17 protein-coding genes and 3 tRNA genes are annotated in these 23380 nt (G+C 65.6%); 8 read left to right on the top strand and 12 right to left on the bottom strand.

Annotated features, from left to right (window positions below; translation table 11 throughout):
• From H5T65_09365 to H5T65_09325, 9 genes are all read right to left on the bottom strand, one after another.
• A partial coding sequence (locus H5T65_09365) for a GNAT family N-acetyltransferase (protein ID MBC7259443.1) occupies positions 1–767 on the bottom strand: 767 nt, incomplete at its 3' end.
• Positions 730–2163 carry a PIG-L family deacetylase gene (locus H5T65_09360; protein ID MBC7259442.1) on the bottom strand — a complete coding sequence of 478 codons (1434 nt, stop codon included), beginning with the start codon at positions 2161–2163 and terminating at the stop codon, positions 730–732. The genes H5T65_09360 and H5T65_09365, both read right to left, overlap by 38 nt.
• Positions 2164–2285: 122 nt before the next feature.
• Positions 2286–2359: transfer RNA gene (locus H5T65_09355), tRNA-Arg, on the bottom strand.
• A gap of 315 nt (positions 2360–2674) precedes the next feature.
• Positions 2675–4060, bottom strand: a complete 1386-nt coding sequence (locus H5T65_09350) for an FAD-binding protein (protein ID MBC7259441.1) — start codon at positions 4058–4060, stop codon at positions 2675–2677.
• Positions 4061–4064: 4 nt separating this feature from the next.
• Entirely contained in the window at positions 4065–5387 is a 1323-nt protein-coding gene (locus tag H5T65_09345) for a (Fe-S)-binding protein (GenBank protein MBC7259440.1), read from the bottom strand.
• A 17-nt stretch (positions 5388–5404) separates the two neighbouring features.
• Entirely contained in the window at positions 5405–6691 is a 1287-nt protein-coding gene (gene larA, locus H5T65_09340; protein ID MBC7259439.1) for a nickel-dependent lactate racemase, read from the bottom strand.
• 17 nt (positions 6692–6708) lie between these two features.
• Positions 6709–7812: an Ldh family oxidoreductase gene (locus H5T65_09335; GenBank protein ID MBC7259438.1), complete on the bottom strand. Its 1104-nt coding sequence runs from the start codon at positions 7810–7812 to the stop codon at positions 6709–6711.
• A gap of 156 nt (positions 7813–7968) precedes the next feature.
• Complete coding sequence (locus tag H5T65_09330) at positions 7969–8637, bottom strand: tetratricopeptide repeat protein (GenBank protein ID MBC7259437.1); 669 nt, start codon at positions 8635–8637, stop codon at positions 7969–7971.
• A 59-nt stretch (positions 8638–8696) separates the two neighbouring features.
• Positions 8697–9593 (bottom strand): DUF1385 domain-containing protein, encoded by an 897-nt coding sequence (locus H5T65_09325; GenBank protein MBC7259436.1) that lies wholly within the window; start codon positions 9591–9593, stop codon positions 8697–8699.
• 216 nt (positions 9594–9809) lie between these two features.
• Between H5T65_09325 and H5T65_09320 the strand changes: the two genes are divergently transcribed.
• The 5 genes from H5T65_09320 to H5T65_09300 all read left to right on the top strand — a co-directional run bounded on the left by H5T65_09320 (position 9810) and on the right by H5T65_09300 (position 19020).
• A complete protein-coding gene (locus H5T65_09320) occupies positions 9810–12392 on the top strand; it encodes a VCBS repeat-containing protein (GenBank protein MBC7259435.1) in 2583 nt (860 codons plus the stop codon).
• 183 nt (positions 12393–12575) lie between these two features.
• Positions 12576–12646: transfer RNA gene (locus H5T65_09315), tRNA-Gln, on the top strand.
• 214 nt (positions 12647–12860) lie between these two features.
• On the top strand, positions 12861–14561 hold the full coding sequence (locus tag H5T65_09310) for a glutamine--tRNA ligase/YqeY domain fusion protein (protein MBC7259434.1): 1701 nt from the start codon (positions 12861–12863) through the stop codon (positions 14559–14561).
• A 118-nt stretch (positions 14562–14679) separates the two neighbouring features.
• On the top strand, positions 14680–15285 hold the full coding sequence (locus tag H5T65_09305; protein ID MBC7259433.1) for a hypothetical protein: 606 nt from the start codon (positions 14680–14682) through the stop codon (positions 15283–15285).
• A gap of 402 nt (positions 15286–15687) precedes the next feature.
• Complete coding sequence (locus H5T65_09300) at positions 15688–19020, top strand: DNRLRE domain-containing protein (GenBank protein MBC7259432.1); 3333 nt, start codon at positions 15688–15690, stop codon at positions 19018–19020.
• Positions 19021–19127: 107 nt separating this feature from the next.
• Here H5T65_09300 and H5T65_09295 read toward each other — a convergent pair whose 3' ends face one another.
• Positions 19128–19685 carry a hypothetical protein gene (locus H5T65_09295; protein MBC7259431.1) on the bottom strand — a complete coding sequence of 186 codons (558 nt, stop codon included), beginning with the start codon at positions 19683–19685 and terminating at the stop codon, positions 19128–19130.
• 256 nt (positions 19686–19941) lie between these two features.
• On the opposite strand from H5T65_09295, the gene H5T65_09290 reads away from it, so the two are divergent.
• The 3 genes from H5T65_09290 to H5T65_09280 all read left to right on the top strand — a co-directional run bounded on the left by H5T65_09290 (position 19942) and on the right by H5T65_09280 (position 21790).
• Positions 19942–20014, top strand: a tRNA-Glu gene (locus H5T65_09290).
• A gap of 86 nt (positions 20015–20100) precedes the next feature.
• On the top strand, positions 20101–21030 hold the full coding sequence (locus tag H5T65_09285) for an NYN domain-containing protein (protein ID MBC7259430.1): 930 nt from the start codon (positions 20101–20103) through the stop codon (positions 21028–21030).
• Between the two features lie 19 nt (positions 21031–21049).
• A complete protein-coding gene (locus H5T65_09280; GenBank protein ID MBC7259429.1) occupies positions 21050–21790 on the top strand; it encodes a glycerophosphodiester phosphodiesterase in 741 nt (246 codons plus the stop codon).
• Here H5T65_09280 and H5T65_09275 read toward each other — a convergent pair.
• Together H5T65_09275 and H5T65_09270 are read right to left on the bottom strand one after the other, a co-directional pair.
• Complete coding sequence (locus H5T65_09275) at positions 21787–22716, bottom strand: serine/threonine protein kinase (GenBank protein MBC7259428.1); 930 nt, start codon at positions 22714–22716, stop codon at positions 21787–21789. The two genes, H5T65_09280 and H5T65_09275, sit on opposite strands and share 4 nt — an antisense overlap.
• Positions 22717–22759: 43 nt before the next feature.
• Positions 22760–23380: SH3 domain-containing protein (locus H5T65_09270; protein MBC7259427.1), on the bottom strand; the 621-nt coding region annotated here is incomplete at its 5' end.

The following is a 23380-nucleotide window of genomic DNA, read 5'->3' as shown; positions in this document are numbered from 1 at the left end:
CTCCGTGAATCATTATAGCATAGGATGCGTGCCTGTCTAGGGGTTTGGGCGCTTGCTTCTGCGAAGTCGTCGGGGGAAAGCCGCAGGCCGAAGGCGATGAGGCGCAGCGGCCCCCCCACGTAGCGTTTCCAGGCGTGGGTTGTCGCCTCCGCGATCACGGTGAACCCGAACGCGCGGTACAGGTGTACAGCCGCCTCGTTTCTCTCGGTGGTTACGGCATGCACCCCGGGCACGCCGTCGGAGGCGAGTTTGCCCAGGTAGGCGCGCAGCAACGCCGCGCCAAGCCCGTGGCCACGGTAGGCCGGCAGCAGGTTGATGTGCAGGTTTGCGGGATAGGAGTTGGAGCGAATCTCCAGCAGTTCTCCGCCAAGCGCGGCGAGCGCCTGGTCGCGGAGATAGGCCAGGGTTTTGCGGCCCACGCGATACCGGCCCGCCGCGAGTCGGGCAAGGATGTGGGGGAGGCGCGCCAGGTTGTGGCGGCGCATCTGCCCGTCGCCCAGGGGGCACCCCACGATGTACCCCACGATGCGGCCCTCGCTCTCGGCGGCCCAGGCGTATTCGGGATAGTGGTCCAGGTACGTGTCTATGCCGAGGTCTGCAAAGAGGTTGCGATCGTCAAAGTAGGTCTCCACCGGCCCGCCGAAGAAGGCCGTTTCGGCGTAGATGCGGCGGATCGCGTCGCGGTAGTCCGGCGTGTAGGGGACCACGTGGGCGGGTGAGGCGTCCTCGTCAGTCCAGGTTGACAACGACCCAACCGATGCGGTCAATGGTTTTCCCTCCTGGGTAGTTGACCGAGAAACTCACCACCACCGAGTGCGGATAGCCGAGTTCGGCCAGGTTGAACCGCACAAGGACGTAGGGGCCCATGGCCTCGGTCCTGGGGCGAGCGCCCAGTTTGGGGGGATACAGCACCCGCGACCGGGCGACCTCGGCTCCGTTCGCCGCGCGCACCAGGCATGTGTAGGAAAGCAGCGGATTGGAGGTTCCGCGCAGTTGCGCCGCTATCCACAGTTCCGTGTCTGTTTGGGCGGCGTACAGTGCGACGAAGTCGGCGCCTGCCCCCAGTTCTTGCGACGTGCTATCGCGCACCGAGTCCTCTGCAACCGGCAGGATAGGGCTTCCGTCGGCGGTCTGCCAGTCCCTGGGATCTGGCGTCAGGGCCTGTTCTGGGGCGAGTCGGGGCGCAACCTGGGTCAGCGGTTCGCAGAAGAGTTCGTTGTGTCGGACGAACGAGCGGAGGAATTGGCCCAGGAGCGGCATCTGGCTTCGGTAGAGGTTCAGGGCCTGGTGCTTCTGCTCCGCCACGTCGTCGGGGAGGGTTACCTTGCCCCAGATGCTCGTGTCGGTTACCAGCCGCGCGGGCGGTAGGAGTGGCGCAAAGGGAAGGAGTCCGCGGGGCACGGGATAGTCCGCCCGATGGACGAGATACAGCAGGAGCCTTGGACTGGGTGTACGGTGCTGCATTGCTATGGCCAGGGCGGTAAAGGCGCCGGAGGCCCAATGGTCTGGATGAACGTCGGCCGGGTGCGGCGCCACGACGGTGTCGGGGTCAAACGACTGCAAGATGGCTTGCAAATCCGAGAGCAGGGAGTGGCCGGAGTACACGGCGCCCGGGTTGTAGGTGCGTTCGTAAGGGCTGCGGATGGCCTTTGTGTACGGCGACCGATAGGGCCGACCATCATCCCAGTACTGCTCCCAAAGGCGCATGGTGCCGCGGTCCGGGTAACTGAGAAAGAGGACGTCGTCTTTCGGCACTCCCAGAGCGGCGAGGGCGTTGAGCGACTCTTGCTGCCGGGCCGAGCCGGCGCGGATGTAGTCGGCGGCGCCGACATACAGTTTCCGGTATTCCACGATGGTGCCCGAGAAGGAGCCATCCCCGTTGGTAACGAGCACGACTCGCACTTGCCCGCCCCGCCCGATCACCTCCCGAATCAGGCCGCCGGCGGCGAGTACCTCGTCGTCGCAGTGGGGTGCGACAACCAGGAGCCGCTGGATGGAGTCCGTGTCGGCCAACTCCTGGACGAAGGGGGTTGGGATGGACGAGAGCCTGCCTAGATAGGCGTTGGCGCCAACCCAGAGGGATAGCGCCAGCACAGGGATGAGCATGGCGCATCGTCGCCAAGTGAGCCGCCGTGGTAGCAAGGAGTGTCGTTCTCGTCTCATGGGATTTGCTCACGACCGACCCCGCTGCGGGCTACGGGCCACCGACACGTGTCCCGAATAAGCCAACGCCCTTCTGGGCTTGCCGCGCACGCTCGCAGAAGGGCTTGCACCGTGTGTTCAGGCGCGCCCGGCGGGACTTGAACCCACAGCCTGCTGATTCGAAGTCAGACGCTCTGTCCTATTGAGCTACGGGCGCACAGTAAATAAATTGTACCCTGCTTGCGCGGGGTTGTCAAACCGTGTCGCGGGCGGCGCGAAGCCGTACTCGCGCCTGCGAAGAGGCGAGGGGCAGGTATGGAAACCTGCCCTACGCTCGCAGTGGGTTGGTGGCGCAATGGGAAAGCGCGTAGGGCGGCTTTCCATAGCCGCCGCAGGCGAGGGGCAGGTATGGAAACCAGCCCTACGCTCGCTTCCCGTTCCACTGTCAGTCGCCGCAAAAGGAAAGGCGCGAGCAGGGTTGTCCCGCGCCGCGCCTTGTGTCAAGCGAGGTGTTCTTCGGGCAAACTCGCCGCTACGCCGCCGGAAACTTCTTCCCCGGGTTCAGCAGCCCTTTGGGGTCAAACACCTTCTTGATTCCCTGCTGGATCGCGATGGCCGTCTTGCCCAGCGCCATCTCCAGATAAGGCTGTTTGAGGACGCCCACGCCGTGTTCGCCCGTCAGCGTGCCGCCCAGTTCCACCGCCATGCCGAAGATTTCGCCGGAGATCTGCTCCACGCGGTGCCACTCGTCGGGGTCGCGCTTGTCAAACAGGATGTTCGGATGCAGGTTGCCGTCGCCCGCATGGCCGAAGACCACGATGGGCAGGTTGTACTTCGCAGAGATGGCCTTGATGCGGCGGATGGCTTCGGGGATGGCCGAGCGGGGCACGGAGATGTCCTCGCCCAGTTTGTTTGGCCGGCGGCGGGCCAGCGACGGCGACACCGAGCGGCGGCCGCGCCACAGTTCGTTGCGTTCGGCATCGCTCTGGGCGACCTTGACATCCGTTGCGCCGCACTCGCGGGCCACGCGCGCCACCGTCTCCATCTCGCGCAACACCGTCTGCTCGTCGCTCCCATCGGTCTCAATGATGAGGATGGCCGCCGCGTCGGTGGGCAGCCCCAGGTGGAGGTACTCCTCAATCGTGTTGATGGTGGTGTCGTCCATGAGTTCAATGGTGGCCGGCACCACGCCTTCCAGCAGGATGGCGTTGACGGTGCGCGCGGCGTCGTCCAGTTGCATGTAGGTAACCATGGCCGTGCGGGTGTATTTCGGCTTGGGCATCAGGCGCAGCAGGGCTTCGGTGATGACCGCCAGCGTTCCCTCGGAGCCGAGCAGCAACTGGGTCAGGTTCAGGCCGGTTACGTTCTTGATGGCCTTGCCGCCGGTCTTGAGAATCTCGCCGCTGGGGAGCACGGCCGTCAGGCCCAGGACGTAGTCCGACGTAACGCCGTATTTCAGGCAGCGCGGCCCGCCGGCGTTGCACGCGATATTCCCGCCGATGGTGGAGTGCTTGATGGATGACGGGTCCGGTGGATAGAACAGCCCCATTTCCTCCACCGTGGCTTGGAAGTCGGCGGTAACCACCCCCGCCTCCACGGCCGCGATCATGTTCTCCTGGTCAATCTCCAGGATGCGATTGAGGCGCGTGAGGTTCAGCACCATGCCGCCGGAGTAGGGGATGGACGCCGCGGCAAGCCCGCTGCCCATCCCTCGCGGAACCACGGGGATGTTCTCGCGGTAGGCGATTCGCATGACCTGCGACACCTCTTCGGTGTTGGCGGGGCTCACGACGATGTCGGGCTTGTGCTCCTCAAACGTGCTGTCGTAGGAATAGGCGATGAGATCTTCGGGCGACGACAGCACGTGCTCTTTCCCGACGACCGCTTCCAATTCTTTGACCACACGAGGCTCTATCATCTCGTCATTCTCCTGTTGACGTTTCGTCTGCGATCTGGGCTTCTTCGCGCCGATAGGCTTCCTCCAGCAACTGGATGGGGTGCACGACGCGCACGTTGACGTTGTAGTGGTTGGAGCCCATGGTCAGTTGCATCTGGCAGCCGGGGCATCCGGTGGCGACGATGTCGGCGCCCGTGGCGCGGACGTTCTCCATCTTGCGCCTGTTGACCGCGAGGGAGTTGTGATAGTGCGTGAGAATCTGCGTGCCCGCGGAGCCGCAACACCAGTCGGATTCCTTCATCTCTACGAATTCCACGCCGGGGATCAGTTTCAGCAGGTCTCTCGGCTGCTTGCGCACCTTCTGGGCGCGGACCAGGTGGCAGGGGTCGTGGTAGGTAACCCGCGCACGGATTTCTCCCCGCGGCGCGCGGATGTCAATGGACATGAGAAACTCGGAGATGTCGCGCACCTTGGCGGAAAACGCCTCGGCTTTCTGGGCGTATTCGGGGTCGTCCTTCAGAATCTCGCCGTAGTGCTTCAGCGTGGAGCCGCAGGTGGCGCAGTCGGTAACGATGACATCGGGGTTGAGCGGCAGGAAGAGGTCAATGTTGAACCGCGCCAGGCTTTTCACCAAGTCAATGTCGCCGTAGCCGGCGGCGGGCATGCCGCAGCATTTGACCTGCTTGGGCGTGAACACGCGGCAGCCGTTGCGGGCCATGACGCGCACGGTGGCCTCGCTCTCCTGGGCAAAGATGGTGCTCTGGAAACAGCCCAGGAAGAACGCGACGCGGTGCTTCTCCTCGCCCATCGGGGGGATTTCCTCGGGCAGCACCTGGCGCAAGGAGCGCGCGGGCAGTTCGGGCACCATGTGCTCCATATCCTGCAACTGCCGCGGCAGGAGTTTCAGGATGCCCAACTTGCGCGCCAGCGTCTGCAGACCCAGCCGCTGATACAGCAGCAGCGGCAGCACCGACAGTTCCTGGATCAGTGGGTGCGGGAAGTAGCCGTGGAAGATGGGCTTCTTGAGCCACGGTTGCGGCGTGGTCTTGTGGATGACCTGCCGCATCTCCATCGCCAAATCCGCCGGACGTATCCCCACGGGGCAGATGGCGTTGCAGGCCTCGCAGTCCAGGCACTTGTACATGAGGTCCACGAATTCGGGGCTGATGTCCAGTTCGCCCTCCGCGTACTTGCGGACGAGGACCACGTGGGCGCGCGGGCCGTCGGTCTCGCGGAGCGTCTCGCGGTAGATGGGGCAGGCCGAAAGGCACAGGCCGCAGCGGATGCAGTTCAGGTACTGCTCTTCGGTGGGCAGGTGTGGGATGTTCTCGCGTCGTCGTTGAGCCATGATGTCTTCCTTTGCGATCACGATTGCACGATGGGCAGGGTCAGGAGCGCGTGGGGGACCACCAGCACGTCGCATTCCGGCCCAAGGTCGGCCCGGATAATGGCGAATGCCTCGTCCATGGTTGCCGCCGGAATCATCTTCGCCTGGCGGATCATGTCGGGGTCCTTGCTGCCGACCACGATGACCTTGTTCTTCTCCAGCACCTTGGCCATGACGAAGGCGCGCTGTTCGCCGGGCTTGTACCCGTACTTGCGGGCGTCGTCCAGAATCTGCTGGGGCGAAGCGGCGTTGCGCATGGTTTCAAAGAAGCGCTGCTCGCCGACGCCCTCGCCGGGGCCTTCCTCGCATCCCGCCGGCAGGATGATGTAGCCGCCGTCGCGGACAACCTGGGTCGGCGCGAAGAAGAGGTAACTGGCGGCCCGCGACGCCTGGTACAGGTTGGCGTCCTTGGGGAAGCCGATGCCAGCCACGGCCACGTCGTACTGCTGGGGGATGGGCACTTCAAATATGGAGCGGGCGATGGCCACGAGTTCCATGAAGGCCTCTTCGGGGGCACCCGCCCGCACGGCGACAACCTGCTTGTTGTCGTCAATCACCACGTTGACGATGAACCGCAAGCCGGCGCGACGGGCCGCTTCCGTAACCGCCTCGTGGAACGGGTTGCCCTCAATCTTGCCCAGGCGCGTGCCCGGGTGGTCCACGATGTGCGGCCCGTGGCTGTAGGCGATCATCTCCTCGCCTGCCGCGCCCACGGCCAACGTCTTGCGCCCGCCGCTGTAGCCCGCGTACTGGTGAGGCTCCACGATGCCCGTCGCGATGAGCAAGTCCGCCTCGTAGGCGATCTTGTTGACCGTCAGCGGAATGCCCGAAGGCGTCTTGCCCAGGTCCACCAGGGCGTCGGGGTTCTGTGGCTCGTGATCAATCACGCGATAGTTGCGGACGACATCGGCACCGAGCTTGGCGACCTTCTCTTCGGGGGTGCTGGGCCGGTGCATGCCGACGCCGCACAGGAGCGTGATGTCGTCGCGGCGGACGCCGGCTGCCTCCAGTTCTTCCAGGACGGGGGGCACGAGGAGATAGTCGGGGCTGGCGCGCGTGATGTCGGTGAACACAATGCAGACCTTGTCGCCAGGGCCGGCCAGTTGGCGCAGGGGCGGCGACGCGACCGGGTGCTGCAGGTAGTTGCGCACCTCGGCCGGGACGTCGGCGATGGGGGGCAGGGTCTTGGATTCCACGACATGCCCGCGGAAGCCGCGAGGTAGGTCAAATTCAAGTCGGCCTTTGCCGAACGGGACGCTGAACATGGCGATCTCCTCCGATGCTATCCTGGGAACGGGACCTGGAGTTCGGCGCCGATTTCGCGCAGCGTGGCTACTACTTTGGCATGCAACGGGATGCCGCGGGCTTCGCGCTCGGCTTGCTTCTCAAACTCCTTCTCACCGTGGATGTAGATGCGCTCGGCGCCCTGGGCTTTGGGCGAATTCTTGATGCGCGTGATGAGTTCGTCCATGTCGGCCTTGAACTCGGCGACGGGGCGGAATCCGTCAATGCGGAGCGCGCCGAAGAAGTGGCCGATGTTCGCAGGGAGCGGCTTGCCGTCCGGCGTCTTCGGGTACACCAAGTCCGCGTAGGCCGCGCCAGGCAGGACGGCGGACAGGATGTCCACGAGGAGCGCCAGGCCGTAGCCCTTGTGGCCGCTGTGCAGTTCGCCCTCGCCGCCCAGGGGGAGCAGGCCGCCGCCGGCGCGGGTCGCGAAGTTGCGCAGCACCCGCGTGGCGTCATTCGTGCCGACGCCGGTCTCGTCGGTGGCCCAGCCGTCGGGCATGGGTTTGCCCAGACGGTCGTAGACCTCCAGTTTGCCGCGCGGCACGACGGAGGTGGCCATGTCCAGCACGAAGGGGCGTTCCTTTCCGGCGGGGGCCGCCACGGCGATAGGGTTGGTGCCGAACATGGCGTTGCGCCCGAAGGTGGGGACTACCAGCACGTCGGCGTTGGTGGTGGAGATGCCGATCATGTCCTTCTCCAGTGCCATCATGGCGTAGTAGCCGGCGATGCCGTAGTGGTTGGAGTTGCGCACGGCGACGAACCCCGCGCCGAGTTTTTCGGCCTTCGCGATGGCCATCTGCATGGCGCGGTACGACGGGGGCTGGCCGAGGCCGCCATCGGCGTCCATCGTGGCGGTGGTGGGCGTCTCGTGGACCACGCGCGGCTTGGCGTCCAGCCGCATCATCCCCGTGCGTATGCCGTCCACGTACCGCTTGAGGCGGGCAACGCCATGCGAGTCCACGCCGCGCAGGTCGGCGGCCACCAGCACGTCGGCGGTGATTTCGGCATCTCCCTGCGGGACGCCGAGGGCCACGAACACGCGCGTGCAGAACTCCTTGAGTGCGTCGGGTCGGATTCGGAATTCGGTTTCTTGAGCCATTGCTGTTCTCCTTTCTGTGTGCGCGATGCGAGTGCGACGGTATTCAAAAAACGCGGAACAGGAGACGCGCCTGTCGGTCGGCCTGTTCCGGTGGATGTGCCTTGTCCTGTTCGCTGCGCTCCTTTGCGCGGCCAGAGACCTCACGGGGAGCCGATTCTACCCTTGGCTGAATCGGCGCTCCAGTTCCTCCAGCAACGTCGCGGCTTCAATGAGTTTGTCCAACGGGTTCTGTTTGCCTGTGAAATATCGGTAGTCGCAGGGCATGATGTCCAGCGTTTCCATCAGTTGTTTGTGGCGCGCTCGGACGCGCGCGGCGCTGGTGTTGTAGAACCGCGCGACGGCCTGGACGGTGGCGTCTCGGAAGTTGACCTTCTGGACGGTGTAGTCCAGCGCCGCGGCCCAGGCCTCGGGGGTGGTGCGGGTGATGCTCTCGCGTCCCCGCGCGATTCGGAACTCCAGCCACATCTGGAGCGCGGCGCCCGTGTCTTCCAGCGACATCCCCCTGGCTTTCATCTTGTCAGTGAGCACGGCCTCAACAGGGTCAAACGAATTGGCGAAGAACTGCTGGAAGCGCGCAGCCAGAGCGCCCGTGGGTTCGCAGCGCAGGAATTCGGCAACGGATTTCAGGGCGAGGTCATAGTCGCCTGCTCGCGCAAGGGCGCGCGCCAGGTTCAGGTGGTAGTCGGCGGTATCGGGCGCCAGGCGGATGCTCTTGCGGAAGCAGTCAATGGCCTCGTCCAGTTCCCAATTGGCGTAATGAGCCAGGCCCTGCTCGTTCAGCGACTGCGCTCTCTGTTGCTGTCTGTTCTGGGGGCTTCTGGCCACCCGCGACCTCCATATTCGTTGTGAAGATTATAACACGGGCCGCCGATTCCCGCAAGACTTCAGTGCAAATCGGGGCGCGGCTCTTCAGACTTTGCGTCCTCCTCCACGACGCGGGTCAGGGCGGTGATGGCGACTTCCACCATGGCCGAGTCGGGCTCGCGAGTGGTGAGGCGCTGCAGGGCCAGGCCAGGCGCGGAAATCCAACTGACCCAGCGCCGCGCCTGATGGTTCGCCGAGAACCGCAGCCACTCGTAGGACAGGCCCGCGATGATGGGAATGAGCAGGATGCGCGACGCGTAGCGCACGGGCCACGACGGGCGGCCCAGAAAGGCGAAGACGAAGATGGACACCACCGCCACTACGAGCAGAAACGCCGTGCCGCACCGCGTGTGTGCGGTGGTATGCGCCTGCACCGCGTCGGGCGTGAGCGGCGTCCCGTTCTCGTAGGCGTTGACGGTCTTGTGCTCCGCGCCGTGGTAGGCGAACACGCGCTGGATGTCGGGGATGAACCCGATGGCCCACACATAGGCCAGGAAGATGCCCAATCGGATGATGCCCTCAAGGATGTTGCTGACCAGCGCCGAGGCGATGTACCGATCCACGAGGTTGACGATGACCAGCGGCAAGACGAAGAACAGGCCGATGGCCAGGGCGAACGATACGGCTATCGTGCCCCAGGCGATAGGCCCCGAGAACTGCACGTCTTCCTCGCCCAGGGCCACGTCGGCGGAGTACATCAGGCTTCGGATGCCCAGGACCAGGGTGTCCACGAGCGTGGCCACTCCGCGCAGCAGGGGGAGTTGGAGGGCGCGGCTCTTGTGGAACTTGCTGGTGAGGGGTTCCGAGTGGACGATGATTTCGCCATCGGGCTTGCGCACGGCGACGGCCATGTGCCGCCGTCCTCGCATCATGACGCCTTCAATGACCGCCTGGCCGCCGTAGTGATACTGTGACATTCGCCGCGATTCTCCTTTGAGAGTAGACCTGGGCGGATTGTACATGCAGCGACGGGGGGATGTCAATTTTGCCGCGACGGTGGGGGGATGGCGCGGGCACGCCGTGTTCGCAGTTGCGCGGCAATGGGATGTGGGGCTATACTGCAATCGGCGCTCTGGGTTCTTGCCGCGGCTGGCCCGCGCAGGCCGAAAGCGGGCGGCCCGTCGGAGGTCGGCATGAGAGTTCGCGTGCTGCCGTTGATCTTGCTGTTGGCCACACTCCTCATCGCGGGGGCGCAGGGGGGATCGGCAAATCCCCGCCCTGTGCTTTCGGCTGCGTTGCATTTTCCCGCGGGGCGCGCTCCCGTGGCGGTCCTGAACGTGGATGCGGACGGGGATGGCCTGGCCGATGTTGTGGCGGCGGCCAGGGACGACGATAGCATTGCGTTTCTGGAGGGCGCGGGTAACGGCACGTTTCGCGCGCCGGTGCTTTCTGCGGCGTGCCCTGGGCTGGCGGCGCTTGCGGCAGGGGATTTCGACCGCGATGGCCGGCCGGACATGGCGTGCATCGGGCAGTCCGAGGAAGCAGTGCGGGTGCTCGCGGGAAGTGGCGCCGGCGTTTTTGCGCCGCGCACGACTCTACCGCTGGAGGGTTTGCCGGGGGGCGTTGCCGTGTCCGACTGGACCGGCGACGGACGCCTGGATGTGGCCGCTTCGGTGCCCGGACAGGGCACGGTGGTGATCTTCCCCGGACGGGGCGACGGCACGTTCGCGACCGGCCTGGGAACGGCCATCGCAGCGGGTGTAACGGAGATCGCCGCCGCGGATTTTGACGGCGACACCTTGTGGGACATGGCCGTCGCCAATCCGGGGGCCGGCGGCATATCGCTTCTGCTCGGCACGGGGGCGGGGGCGTTTCGCATCGCGGATAGCGTGCCCGCATCCCCTGGCCTGCGCGGTCTGGCGGCCGCAGATCTGAACGCGGACGGACATGCGGACCTGGTCGCGGCGGACTCGCTGACGGATCGGGTCTTCTGGTGGCGCGGTCTTGGCGATGGCACGTTCGCCGAGCCGCTGTATGCGCTGACGGACCGGGGGCCGGTGGGCCTGGCCGTGGGCGACGTGAACCGAGACGGCTGGGCCGACATCGTAACCGCGAACGCCGCCGGGCAGACCCTGTCGGTTGTGCCGGCTTCGGCTGGGGGGCTTGGGCCAGCCTATTCCCTGCCCGCGGGCGAAAGCCCCTCGACTGTGGCGGTGGGGGATTGGAGTGCCGACGGGTGGCCGGATGTGGCCATCGGCGACGTTTTGCGCGACAGGATCGCGCTGTTCCTCGGCGATGGCGGGGGCGGGCTGGTGTCGGCGCGCGCCTATCCCGTGGGCGATGGGCCGGTGGCCGTGAAAATCGCGGACGTGGACGGGGACACCTGGGCCGACGCGCTGGTCATCAGCAGCCAGAGCCGTACGCTGTCGCTGTTTCGGGGCAGAGGCGCGGGAGGGCTTGAGCCGTGGGCGACCCTGGCCACGGGGAGTTACCCGTCGGCCGTGGAGACAGGCGATTTTAGCCGCGACGGGCGCACCGACATCGCGCTGGCGAACATGGGCAGCGGCGAACTGTGGGTCTTCTTCGCCACGGCCGAGGGCGCGTGGGACGGGCCTCATGTGCATTTCCTGGGCGGCTGGCCCGAGGGCCTCGCGGCCGGGGACTTCAACGGCGACGGCAACCCGGATATGCTGGTTGGCGACACGCGCGCCGATCGCGTGCGGGTGCTCTACGGCACGAGCAGCGGCGACTTTCACGAAGATGCGCTCCCATACCAGGCGGGACCTGACCCCCGCCATCTTGCCGTGGCCGACCTGAACCGCGACGGCGTCCTGGACGGCGTGGCAGGGTGCGAATCGGGCCAGCAAGTGTGCAGGCTGCTGGGCACGTCGGCGGGGACGTTTGTGGTCTCCTGCTTTGCCGCCGGCGGGCGGGTCGGTGCGCTGGATGTCGGCGATGTGAACGGGGATGACGTCCCCGATGCTGTGGTTGCGCTGCGCGACGCGGGGCAGGTGGGGGTCCTGCTGGGCAGCGGCGACGGCTCGTTCGGCGCGGTGCGCAAGTGGGATGTGGGCGCTGACCCCACGGGGGTGGCCCTGGCGGACATAGACGGGGACGGGCTGGCGGACGTGGCGACGGCAAACCGAGGTTCGGGCGATGTCAGCGTGCTGCTGGGAGATGGCAGCGGGGGCTTCGGCGGACGGCTGGACTACGAAGCCGGTCTTTGGCCCATGGACGTGGACGCGGCGGATGTGGATCACGATGGGGATGCCGACGCCTTCGCCGTGGATGCCCGCGGCGATGCGCTGAGGGTGCTCGGCGGGACGGCCGCCCCGCACCCGCGCCTGTTCAAGGGCGACCTGTATGATCCCATCCGCGCGGGCGACAATCAGCGCTATTTCATCACCGTAACCAACTTGCGCCGCGTGCCCATCACGCAGGTGGTGCTCACGGATACGCTGCCTGCGGGCCTGGATTTCGTGAGCGCGGACTCCGGGGGCGTGGGCCAGTGGGGGAATCCCATCGTTACGTGGAATCTGGGCACGTTCGCGCCCGGCGAGGAGCGGACGATTCGCCTCGTCGCGCATACCCGCTCGTCTCTGGCCGGCGGGTCGGTGTTCACGAACACGGTCGTGTTGGGCTGCGCCGAATGCGCCGGGGCCAGCGCATCGGCCGACACCAGAGTGCTGGCCCCGACGCCGACACCCAGCCCGACGCCGACGCGCGTGCCCGCGTCGCCCAGGCTTCGGCTGCCTGTCCTGTGGGTGGGGAAGTGAGGCGCTGCCTGCCCGCGGAGTTGTAACCGCGAATAACACGAATCTGCGCGAATGGGGAGTTCTCGGAAGGGATTGCTTCAGCCCTTCGCCCGTTGCGGTGGCGGCGGCAACCCACCGAAGCGCTCTTCTTGGGCGGGCCGTTTTTGCATTGGCGGACGTTTTGTGCTATTATAAGCGCGGTCCTGGGGGATCGTCTAGTGGTAAGACAACTGACTCTGGATCAGTCGACCGAGGTTCGAATCCTCGTCCCCCAGCCTGATTCGGTGTCCGGCTGGCAGAAGGTGCTTCTGCGAGTCGGATTTTTGTTAGGACCGCGGTTCTGCAACGAGGCAGTCCCCCGCGAGGTTCTCTTCCGCAGTGGATGCGTTCTTCGGCGATGGCGCTTGATTCCAGAGCGACTCCGTGATATAGTATGCGCAGACGGTTGACACCGGCGCAACCCGATGCGCGAGATGAGGGAGCAAATCCATGGCGACAAACGAATCTCCTGCCCCATCCAATTTCATCCGAGATGCAATTGAGGAGGACCTGCGCACTGGCAAGTTCACCTACGTGCGCACGCGGTTCCCTCCCGAGCCGAATGGATACCTACACATCGGCCACGCCAAGGCCATCTGCATTGATTTCGGCATGGCCGAGGAGTTCGGCGGCCTTTGCAACCTGCGGTTTGACGACACGAACCCCGTCAAAGAAGAAGCCGAGTACGTGGAGGCCATCAAGCGCGACATCCGCTGGCTGGGGTTTGATTGGGGGGACCGCGAATACTACGCCTCGCAGTATTTTGAGCAGTTGTACGAGTGGGCCGAGCAACTGATCAAAGACGGCAAAGCCTACGTGGATAGCCTGAGCGAGGAGGAGATCAAGGAGTATCGCGGCGCGTTTGGCATCCCGGGCAAGGAAAGCCCCTATCGGAACCGTTCCGTGGAGGAGAACCTGGACCTGTTCCGGCGGATGCGCGCGGGCGAGTTCCCCGATGGCGCCCACGTCCTGCGCGCGAAGATTGACATGGCGTCGGGCAACATGAACCTGCGCGACCCCATCATGTACCGCATCCGCCACGTGTCGCACCACCGCACCGGCGACAAGTGGTGCATCTACCCGCTGTACGACTGGGCGCACGGGCAGTCCGATTCCATTGAGGGGATCACGCACTCGTTGTGCGACCTGGCCTACGAGGATCATCGCCCGCTGTACGACTGGTTCATTGAGCAACTGGGCATTCACCATCCTCGCCAGATTGAGTTTGCGCGGCTGAACCTGAGTTACACGGTGCTCAGCAAGCGCCTGCTGTTGCAGTTGGTGGAGGGCGGCCACGTGAGCGGCTGGGACGACCCGCGCATGCCCACTCTCGCGGGGATGCGGCGGCGCGGCTACACGCCCGAGGCCATCCGCACCTTCTGCGACCGCATCGGCGTGGCCAAGAATGAGAGCATCGTGGACATCTCGCTGCTGGAGCATTGCGTGCGGGAGGATTTGAACAAGCGGGCGCAGCGGGTGATGGCGGTACTCCGCCCCCTGCGGCTGGTAATCACGAACTACCCCGAGGGCAAGGTGGAGGAAGTGGAGGCGGTCAACAACCCCGAGGATCCGTCCATGGGGACGCGGCTGGTGCCCTTCTCGCGCGTGCTGTATGTGGAACGGGACGATTTCCGCGAGGAACCGCCGAAGGGGTGGTTCCGCTTGTCTCCCGGGCGCGAGGTGCGGCTGCAGCATGCCTACTACGTAACCTGCCAGGAAGTGGTGAAGGACGCCTCGGGCCAGGTGGTGGAACTGCGCTGCACCTACGACCCCGAGACGAGGGGCGGGCGCTCCGCGGATGGTCGCAAGGTCAAGGGCACGCTCCATTGGGTCTCGGCGGCGCACGCCCTGGACGCCGAGGTGCGCCTGTACGACTACCTGTTCACCAAGCGCGACCCCACCGAGGTGGAGGAGGGCAAGGACTTCAAGGATTACCTCAATCCCAACTCGCTGGAGGTGCTGCAGGGGTGCAAGGTGGAGCCGAGCCTGCGAGGGGCCGCGCCCGGAAGCCGCTACCAGTTCCTGCGCGTGGGCTACTTCTGCGTGGATCCGGACTCTACCGATGGGCACCTTGTGTTCAATCGCACTGTGGGCCTGCGCGACACGTGGGCCAAACTGGAGCAGCAGGCATCCGCGAAGGGCGATGAGTGATGTCCCCATCCACGGAGTCTGGCGCGTTGAGTACGGAAGCCCCTGGCCGCACATAGCGGTCGGGGGCTTTTGCGTTGCGCTGGGGCCTGGCCTCGCGTGAAACCGAAGGGGTGGATTCGTGCCGCGAGCGAAGAAGGCGAAGCACACCGGGGTTCTTGTGGGCGTTGTGGGGGGCGCGGCGGCCGTGGCGGCGGGGGTGCAGGTGGCCTTGCCCGCGGCGACCCCGATGGTCGCGGGGATTCGCTTCCTGGCGCTCATGGGTTACCTGTTGATCTTCTGTGCCATCGTTTCGCCTGCCTACATGGTGGAACTGGTGCGGTTCTTCGGCAGGCCGTTTGTCAGGATTCATCACGTCGTGTCCATCACGGGCCTGGCGCTGGTTACCCTGCATCCGATGCTGGTGGCAGTGCAGGGCCAGAGCCTGGGCGTTTTCCTGCCGCGCTTTGACTCGGTGCATGTGTTCCTGCAACTGGGTGGCCGGCCTGCCTGGTATCTCATCGCCGTTGCGGTCGTCGCGGCATTTCTGCGGCAGCGCATCGGCGCGGCCTGGCGCACGGTCCACACGCTGAACTACCTGGCCTTCGCCCTGGCGACGGCGCACGCCAACCTGCTCGGCGGCAACTTCCAGTGGCCACTGCTTCGCTTCGTCTCGTGGGTTCTGCTCGGAGCCGCACTCGGCGTTTGGGTTCAGCGGCGATTGCGGGCGCGCCCCGCCCGTGGCTGAAAATCGTGAGCGTGCAACGCAGGATTGCGCGAAAATTTAAACTTGTCTTTTGCCCGCGGTGGTTGACAGCACCGCCCGCCTACGCTAGAATATAATCGTGAAGCCCAGTGGGCTTGCGGGCAGGTGGTCTATACTCCACGCATGGAAAGCCGCTTTACCCGTCTGAGAGACGAGCCACTGCCGTAGTGGATCGTGATGGTAGCCGGCGATTCCGGCATTGGGTCCTTTCTACGAGCCAGACCTTGGCGCCGCATCGCTCTCGGTCAGGCCAAGCGGCCCAGAAAGGAGGTGATTCTCCAGACCTGTACCGTTGATGGGGCGTCCCTCTGACCGATCTGAGGCTCGCCTCCGAATCGTGTGTATCCCCCATTGAGTTATGAGTGAAAGGCAAGGAGGTTCCGTATGAAAGGCCGACTTTTGGGTTTGCTCGTGATCGTTGCCATGTTGCTGGTGGCGATCCCCTCCACGGCAGCCCCCCCAAGCGCTTCGGGCGGGCCTTCCGCCGCAGCGGTCCCCGATGATCTGGCGCAAGAAGTTACCCTCACGGCTGTGGCAGACACGTGGATCAACGGGTGGCAGCCGGACGCGAATTACGGCGCGCGCAACGAGTTCTACGTGCGCAACGGGAATGTCCACGCGGCGCTCCTCAAGTTTGATCTGTCGGGCATCCCCGCGGGCGCGACGGTGCTGAAGGCGCGGCTCACGCTCTATCCGGTGGACCTAGGGTCGCTGGCCCCTGCGGGTGCTGGCAATCGCCCGATACCCGTCGCCACTAGGCATCCCTTACCCGTCGCCACTATGCATCCCTTCACGCTATCCGCCTACCAGGTCTATCGCGCCTGGGACGAACTCCAGGCGACCTGGCTCAATGCCACCACCGGCGACATGTGGGGCATGCCGGGTGCGAACGATTCGGCGACCGACCGCAGCGCAGCCGCCGCCGATTCGGTTACGATTACCAACGAGACCGAGGTGAACCTGGATGTTACGTCGGTGGTCGCCGAGTGGGTGTCTGACAGCACGATGAACAAGGGCTTGTTCCTGGGCGGGAGCGCCACCAAAGCCATGGCGCGCGCCTTCGCCTCGTCCAGTTACTGGAATCCAGCGATGCGCCCGAAACTGTACGTGCTGTACACCACGTATCCGGTGGCCAGCAAGGGCGTGGAGCACTTCCAGGCGTCGGCGGACACCTGGATCAGCGAGTGGGCGCCGGCAGCGAACTACGAGGGCCGCGACCGCATCAAGGTCCGCACCGGCGGCGAGTTTGAGAGCCTGGTGAGGTTTGACCTGGGTGGCGGGTTGGCTGCTGCGGGTCTCCCCGAAGGGAGCGTCGTGGCCAAGGCTACCCTGAGGCTCTACAAGTTTCAGACCGAATTACCGCCTGACCAGTTCCCGCCGGGGGATGGCGACAAAGCGCCTGGCATCTCGGGCCTAGTTGCCAAGATCAAGGGCAGCCCGGCCCCGAACGCCATCGGGGCGGCGGATGCCCCTTACTGCTCGCCCGACATGTACGAGCCGGACGACACGATGGAGCAGGCCCAGTGGTTCACAGTGGACGGCCTGCCGCAAACGCATGGCTTCCACGAGTGCACCGAGAGCGACTGGGTCAAGTTTGAGGCCACCGCGGGCACCCGCTACATGATCCAGACGCTGCGCCTGGGCGAGTATTATGACACCATGCTGTACCTGTACGATGCCAGCGGGACGCAACTGGCCTTTGATGACGACAGCGGCCCGGGTTGGGCCTCCACCATCGTCTGGACGGCTCCCGCGGACGGGATCTACTACGTGAAGGTTGTAGAGTACCCGGGCGACTGCTATCCACTGTTCCCGTGGTTTGACTGCTCCAGCGGGAGTTACGACCTGGCGATTCGCTCGCTCGGCTTGCACGTGTACAAGGCCCTGAAGAACTGGTCGGCGGGCGAGGCCACGTGGCAGCAGGCCTCGGCCAGCGAGATGTGGGAGATTGCCGGCGGCCGTGGCGCGACCGACCGCCAGATGCCCGCGCTGGACACCGTCCAACTGAAGCCCGAGGAGGGCTGGGTGGAACTGGACGTAACCCAGGCCGTGCGCGACTGGATGACGGACATGACCGCCGCCGAGGACAACTTCGGGTTCCTGCTGGAAGCCGCCGATGATGTCTCGCGCGAGTATGCCTTCGCGTCCATGGAATACAGCGACCCCACCAAGCGCCCGGTGCTTGAGGTGGTGTACGTCGTCAAGCCACCCGATCTCACGCTGAACGTGGTCGCCACCAACGACTTCCACGGCGCGCTGGTCGGGCGCACCTACTCCTGGTCCAGGGGCAATGTGGTGGGCGGCCTGGCGTGGATCGCCGGGTACTACAACGTGCTCCGCAACCTCAACCCAGGCGGCGTGATCCCGTTGGACGCCGGCGACATGATGCAGGGCACGCTGGAGAGCAACTACTTCTTCGGCGAGTCTACCATCGCCGGCTTCAACGCGCTGGGACTGATGGGCGCGACCTTCGGGAACCACGAGTTTGACTGGGGGCTGGACAAACTGGCCGACCGCATCGCCCAGTCCAACTTCCCGTGGGTATCGGCCAATATCCGGCTGAAGGACACCGGCGAGCGACCCGACTGGGCCGTGCCCTACACCTACCTTGAGGCGAAAGGCGTCAAGATCGGGCTCATCGGCGTCGCTCTGCCCGAGACGGGCAGCATCACAAATCCGGCGTTCACCGGCCACCTGAACTTTACCGACCCGGCCGCCGAGATCAACGCCATCCTTGACGAGGTCTGGGCAGGCGGCGCGAACATGGTCATCGTGATCGCCCACATCGGCGGCTATGCGCCCGACTACGGCGACATCGCGACCCTTGCCAACGCCCTGGATCCCGCCAAGGTCAACCTGCTCGTGTCGGGGCACACCCACTCGCGGATCGCGACGACGATCAACGGTATCCCCGTCATCCAGAGTTACAACGGCGGCAGCGCCTTCGGGCGTGTGGACTTTACGGTTGACCCGTGGTTCAAGACCGTTACCGGATTCACCGTGAAGCCCACGCAGAACGTGTACAACACCTGGGACGGTGGGCCGGCTACGTATGAGGGGCAAGTGGTCGTGCGCGACGAGGGTGTGGCCGCGGCGCTGCAACCGTACCTGGATGCGGTGCAGGAACTCAAGAACACGGTCATCGGCGAGGCGCTGGTGCCGCTCACGCGTGACTACCGCCACGAGTCGGCCATGGGCAACTTCGTTACCGACGCCATGCGGGCCTATGACGACACCATAGACTTCGCCATGACCAACAGCGGCGGTCTGCGCGCGGACATTGACGCCGGGCCTATCACCTACGGGGAGCTGTTCTCCGTCCTGCCGTTCGGCAACACGTTCGTCAAGGTGTGGCTGACGGGCGAGCAGGTGCGCGCCACGCTGGAAGACGGCATCACCGGCCAGCACGGCATCGTGCAGGTGTCGGGTCTGCGCTTCACCTTTGACTACGACCTGCCGGCGCACTCGCGCATCATCGGCGACGTGATTGATGCCCGCACCGGCGAGCCGCTGGATCCGACGCGCACCTATGTGGTGCTGGTCAACAGTTTCATGGCGAGCGGCGGCGATCACTACGGCACTCTGCCCCTCGCTCCGCAGGAAGACACCTACACCGTGGACATTGAGTACATGGTGGAGTACGTGAAGACGCACTCGCCGATCAGTGCCACGGTAGAAGGCCGCATCACGGCGCTCGGGACGCCTCCGCCGTACTAGGCCGAGACAGGCGCGGATTTCTTCGGTGCAGCGGGCTATGCTCGCTGCACCGATTTTTTGTGCGGGAACGAGGGCAGCGTTTGAGGGGAGGGCCGGGCGTTTGCTCGTTACTCGTCGGACGCGGGCGGGTCTGCCTGCTCACGGAGGGCCGGCCAGCGCCGCGCCAGGGCAGGGATGCCCAGGGCGAACAGCCGAAGCCGCCGGACGAACTGCTTTCTGTCCAACGCGAGGGCGACGACGGCCCAGCCGATGATGGCGCCGCCCAGCGCAAGCGCCTGCTCAAACGCCTTGACTACCAGGGTGAGCACGACGAGGGCGTTCGCGGCAATGGCGCCCGATCGCGACCGCAGTTTGAGCCGCACGAGGCCCACAGCACCAACCCAGGCCGAGAAGAGCCAGGCGGAGACGAGACCCGATAGGGCGAAGAAGAAGGCGACACAAGCGTTGAAGAAGACATCAAAAGTCAGGTCATTCCGGCCGACCCAGCCCGGCGGCTTGCGCGAGGCGCGCTTCAGGTGGCCGTCCACACTGTCCACCGTCCAGGCCAGGAGCGAAAGCCAGATGACCTGGGGCAGCGCGGCGGAGCCGGCGCTCATCCCCGCGTACACGACCGCGAGCCCCATCGGCACGCGGCTCAGGGTTAGCAAATCCGCGAGCAGGCTCATTTCGCTTGCCTCTTGCAGTGGCTCAAGAACAGGGCGGAGCACGCATTTGTCGGCTTGTTCGCGTGCGCATTGGTGAGCATAGTATAGCGCGCTCCTGGCCCAGGGCAAAACCGGGGTCTCTTGTGGCTCGGTATTGCGTTGGCGACCAAGGCGCGATGTACTTCTAGACGTGCATCGCACCTGCAACACGCGGTGAAGCCGAGTCCAGTAAGTTGAGTTTGACAAATCGCGCACGATAAGTAGAATACCGTTGCAAGCCCCCATCGTCTAGAGGCCTAGGACACAGCCCTTTCAAGGCTGCGACAGGGATTCGAATTCCCTTGGGGGCACCTGGGATTCGCAGGGAGCCGCACGCGAATGGGGGGTGCGGCTTTTGTTTCATGCGGAGCCGACGGATACCAGGCGGAGGTGCGCGGTGGGCCTGTATGTGGTGGACGGGAATAACCTGAAGGAGTACATGGCGCGGGCCGGGCTGCTGCGCTCCGCCGATGATACCCTGCTGGTGTCGTGGCTCCAGCGTTGGGCCGAGCCGGGCAAGAGCAAACGCCACAAGCCGCATCGGGTTCTGGTCTATTTTGACGCCGGCGTCCAGGGGCGGTACCCATCAAGGGGGAACGTGCGCGTGCAGATTGCGCCGCCCGGCGTGAGTGCGGACGAGGCCATCATCCGCGAGTTGGCCCGAATCCCCGCTTCCGGGGGCAGGCGCGACGCGACACTGGTTACGTCGGACCGGGCTCTGGCGGAGCGCGCCCAGGAGCTGGGCGTGCGCGTGGTGGACTGCCTCCAGTTTGCGGGGCGCTCCCGCGACGCGACCCAGAAGCCCGATGACGCGCAGGAGAAGGCGCAGGCGGCGAAGAAACTGGGGCGCGCCCTGGATGAGATTTTCCTCCCCCCTGGCGAGCGCAAAGCGCACGCCGCGCCGGCGCCAGCGCCTACCCGCCTATCTCCCGCCAAGGTCTCCCAACTGCGAGATCCCGTTCGGCTGGCCGACCTGCTCCGTCGAGGCGACCGCGTCATCCGCCGGCGGGCGGCGCTGGCCCTGGGAGCGGTGGGCACGGACAAGGCGCGGCAGGCGCTGGAGGAAATCCTGCTGGGCGACCCCGTCCCCAGCGTGCGCGCCGCAGCCGCCGATGCCCTGGGGATTCTGGGCGACAGACGGTCGTCTCGCGCGCTGGAGCGGGCGGCAGGCGACCGCTTCCCATTGGTGCGCGCTGCCGTTGCTCGCGCCCTGCGGCGCTGCGGGGGTGAGGGCAGTGGGGCCACGCTGGAGCGCCTGGCGCACGACGAGCGCCGCAGGGTACGCCGCGCCGCGACCGAGGCCGAAGGGCCTCGCGCCAAGAGTTGACATAAACGCGGGAGGTCTCATGGGACAGCGGGTTCTCAATCTGGGGCACAGGGGGGCGAGCCACGACGCGCCGCAGAACACCCTGGCCGCCTTCCGCCTGGCCAATCAGTACGGCGCGGACGGGTACGAGTTGGATGTGCACCTCACGAAAGACGGCGTGCCCGTGGTGATCCACGATTTCAGCGTGGACAAGACGACCGACGGCACGGGGCCGGTGGCGGGGTTTACGCTGGAGGAACTAAAGCGGCTGGATGCCGGCGTCAAGTTCTCGCCGCGGTTCGCGGGCGAGCGCATCCCCACGCTGGCAGAAGTGCTGGATGTCCTGGAACCCCACATGATCGTCAACGTGGAACTGAAGACGACAAGCCTGGCCGACAACGGTCTGGAAAGGGCGACCATTGACCTGATCCGTGCGCGCGGTCTGCAAGATCGCGTCATCCTGTCCTCGTTCAATCCGTTCTCGCTGCTCCGCGTCCGTAGGATTGCCCCCGAGTTGAAAATTGGCCTTCTGTACGCGCCGGACTTGCCCCTGTATCTGCGTAGGGCCTGGTTCCGCTTCCTGCTGAAACCCCAGGCGCTCCACCCGCACTACAGCATGGTGGACGCGCGATACATGCAATGGGCCAGGCGCAAGGGGTATGAGGTGAACGTCTGGACGGTGGACGATCCCGACGACATGCGGCGGCTGGCGGCGCTCGGCGTCAACGCCATCATCACCAACCGCCCCGACGTGCTGCGGTCGGTGCTGGGCCCCGCCTAGGTAGAGGGAGTCTCGGCGTCCTCGGGCCTTTCGTCGCCAGGGCGGGGCTCCAGGGCTTCCCAGTGCCAGTCGTGATCAATCGTAACGACCCCGGGCACCAGCAGGCTTTGGAAGAACTGCGTGGCGGAGGCATGGCGGGCCGAGGGTTTCTTGGACAGCGCGATGCGGACCTGCCGCGCCACCGTCAGGGGGACGTCGGGATTGAACACGCGCGGCGATGGCGCGGGCCTGCGAATCTGCTCCCATCGGATGCGCTCGTTGGCCGAGCCGCGGATCGTGGCCGTATCGCCTTTGAACGGGCGCTCCAGGGTGATCATCTCAAACAGCGTTACGCCCAGCGAGTAGATGTCGGTCTGGGCGCTGACATCCTGCCCGCGGCACTGCTCGGGGGCCATGTACGCGGGGGTCCCTGGCGTGAGGCTGGTGGCCGTAGCCACGCCGGTCATGCGCGCGATGCCGAAGTCGGTTAGCACAATCCGGCCATCGCCCTGGATCATGATATTCGCCGGCTTGATGTCGCAGTGGTAGATGTTCAGCGAATGGGCGTAGTCCAGCGCCTCGCACACGGGCTTCAGGATGCTCAGGGCTTGCCCGACGGTCAGGGGCGATTTGAGCCTGCGCAGTTTGCGTCGTAGCGTCTCGCCGTCCACGTATTCCACCACGATGAACGCCTTGTCGCCGCTTTCCTCAAAGCCGTAATAGGCCATGATGTTGGGGTGGCGCAACTGTTCCAGGACCTGGGCCTCGCGGCGGAACCGTCGCAGGAAGACCCTGTCCTCGGCCAGGTCGTCGCGCAGGAACTTGAGCGCCACGGTGCGGCCGGTGTCGCGGTCGTGGGCCTTGTACACCTCGGCCATGCCGCCGCGGCCGAGGAACGTGGACACTTCATAGCGGTTGTTGATAGTCGTCCCTTCCAATCGTGCCATGGTGCGTCTCCTTGCTCATCGCTGCGAACTCGGGGCGTCGGGGCTAGCGCCCTGTGCCGTCGGATGTGGTCCGAATCTGCTGGGGCGGTGGGGGCGTGGGCGTGGAGATGGGCAAGGCGTTCATGTCGCCCCAAATCTTCACGCGGTCTTGATACACCCAGGCGCTTTTGCCCTGAATGCAGCAGATTTCAAACCAGTCGCTCTTGGGCGAGCGGGCGATTACCTGGAACCGTTGCCCCTTCTCGGCCACGCTGATGATGGGGTACACGGTGGCGGGGCCGCTTCGGATATTGGCTTTCTCGGTCTCTATGGTCGCGTAGATGGCGTTCTCGTCCACCGGGGTTGGGGCGGGCGTGGGTGAGGGCTTCGTGGCAGTGGGTGCAGGGGCCACCGTCGGCGCGGTCGTGGGGGTCGCATGCGCGCTCGGAGCGGTTGCGGCAGGTGCGCCCCTCCCCGCGAGTGCCCACGCGGCTGCGCCGACGATGATCAGGACGACGGCGGCCGCCAGGACATAGACGAGGGCGGGTTTCGCGACGCGGCGCTGCGCCCAGAAGCCCAACGCTCGTCGCGCGGCGGTGGCGATGCGCCGCGCGGCCCTGGTCGCCAGGGCGCGCACGCGCTGGGCTGCCGCGGCGCCCGCGTCGGCGGCCCGCCGCCAGGCGCG

The sequence above is a fragment of the Chloroflexota bacterium genome, from assembly GCA_014360805.1.
GTDB lineage: Bacteria > Chloroflexota > Anaerolineae > DTLA01 > DTLA01 > DTLA01.
Note: the sequence above shows the minus strand (reverse complement) of the source record. Positions and strands in the feature narration are given on the sequence as shown.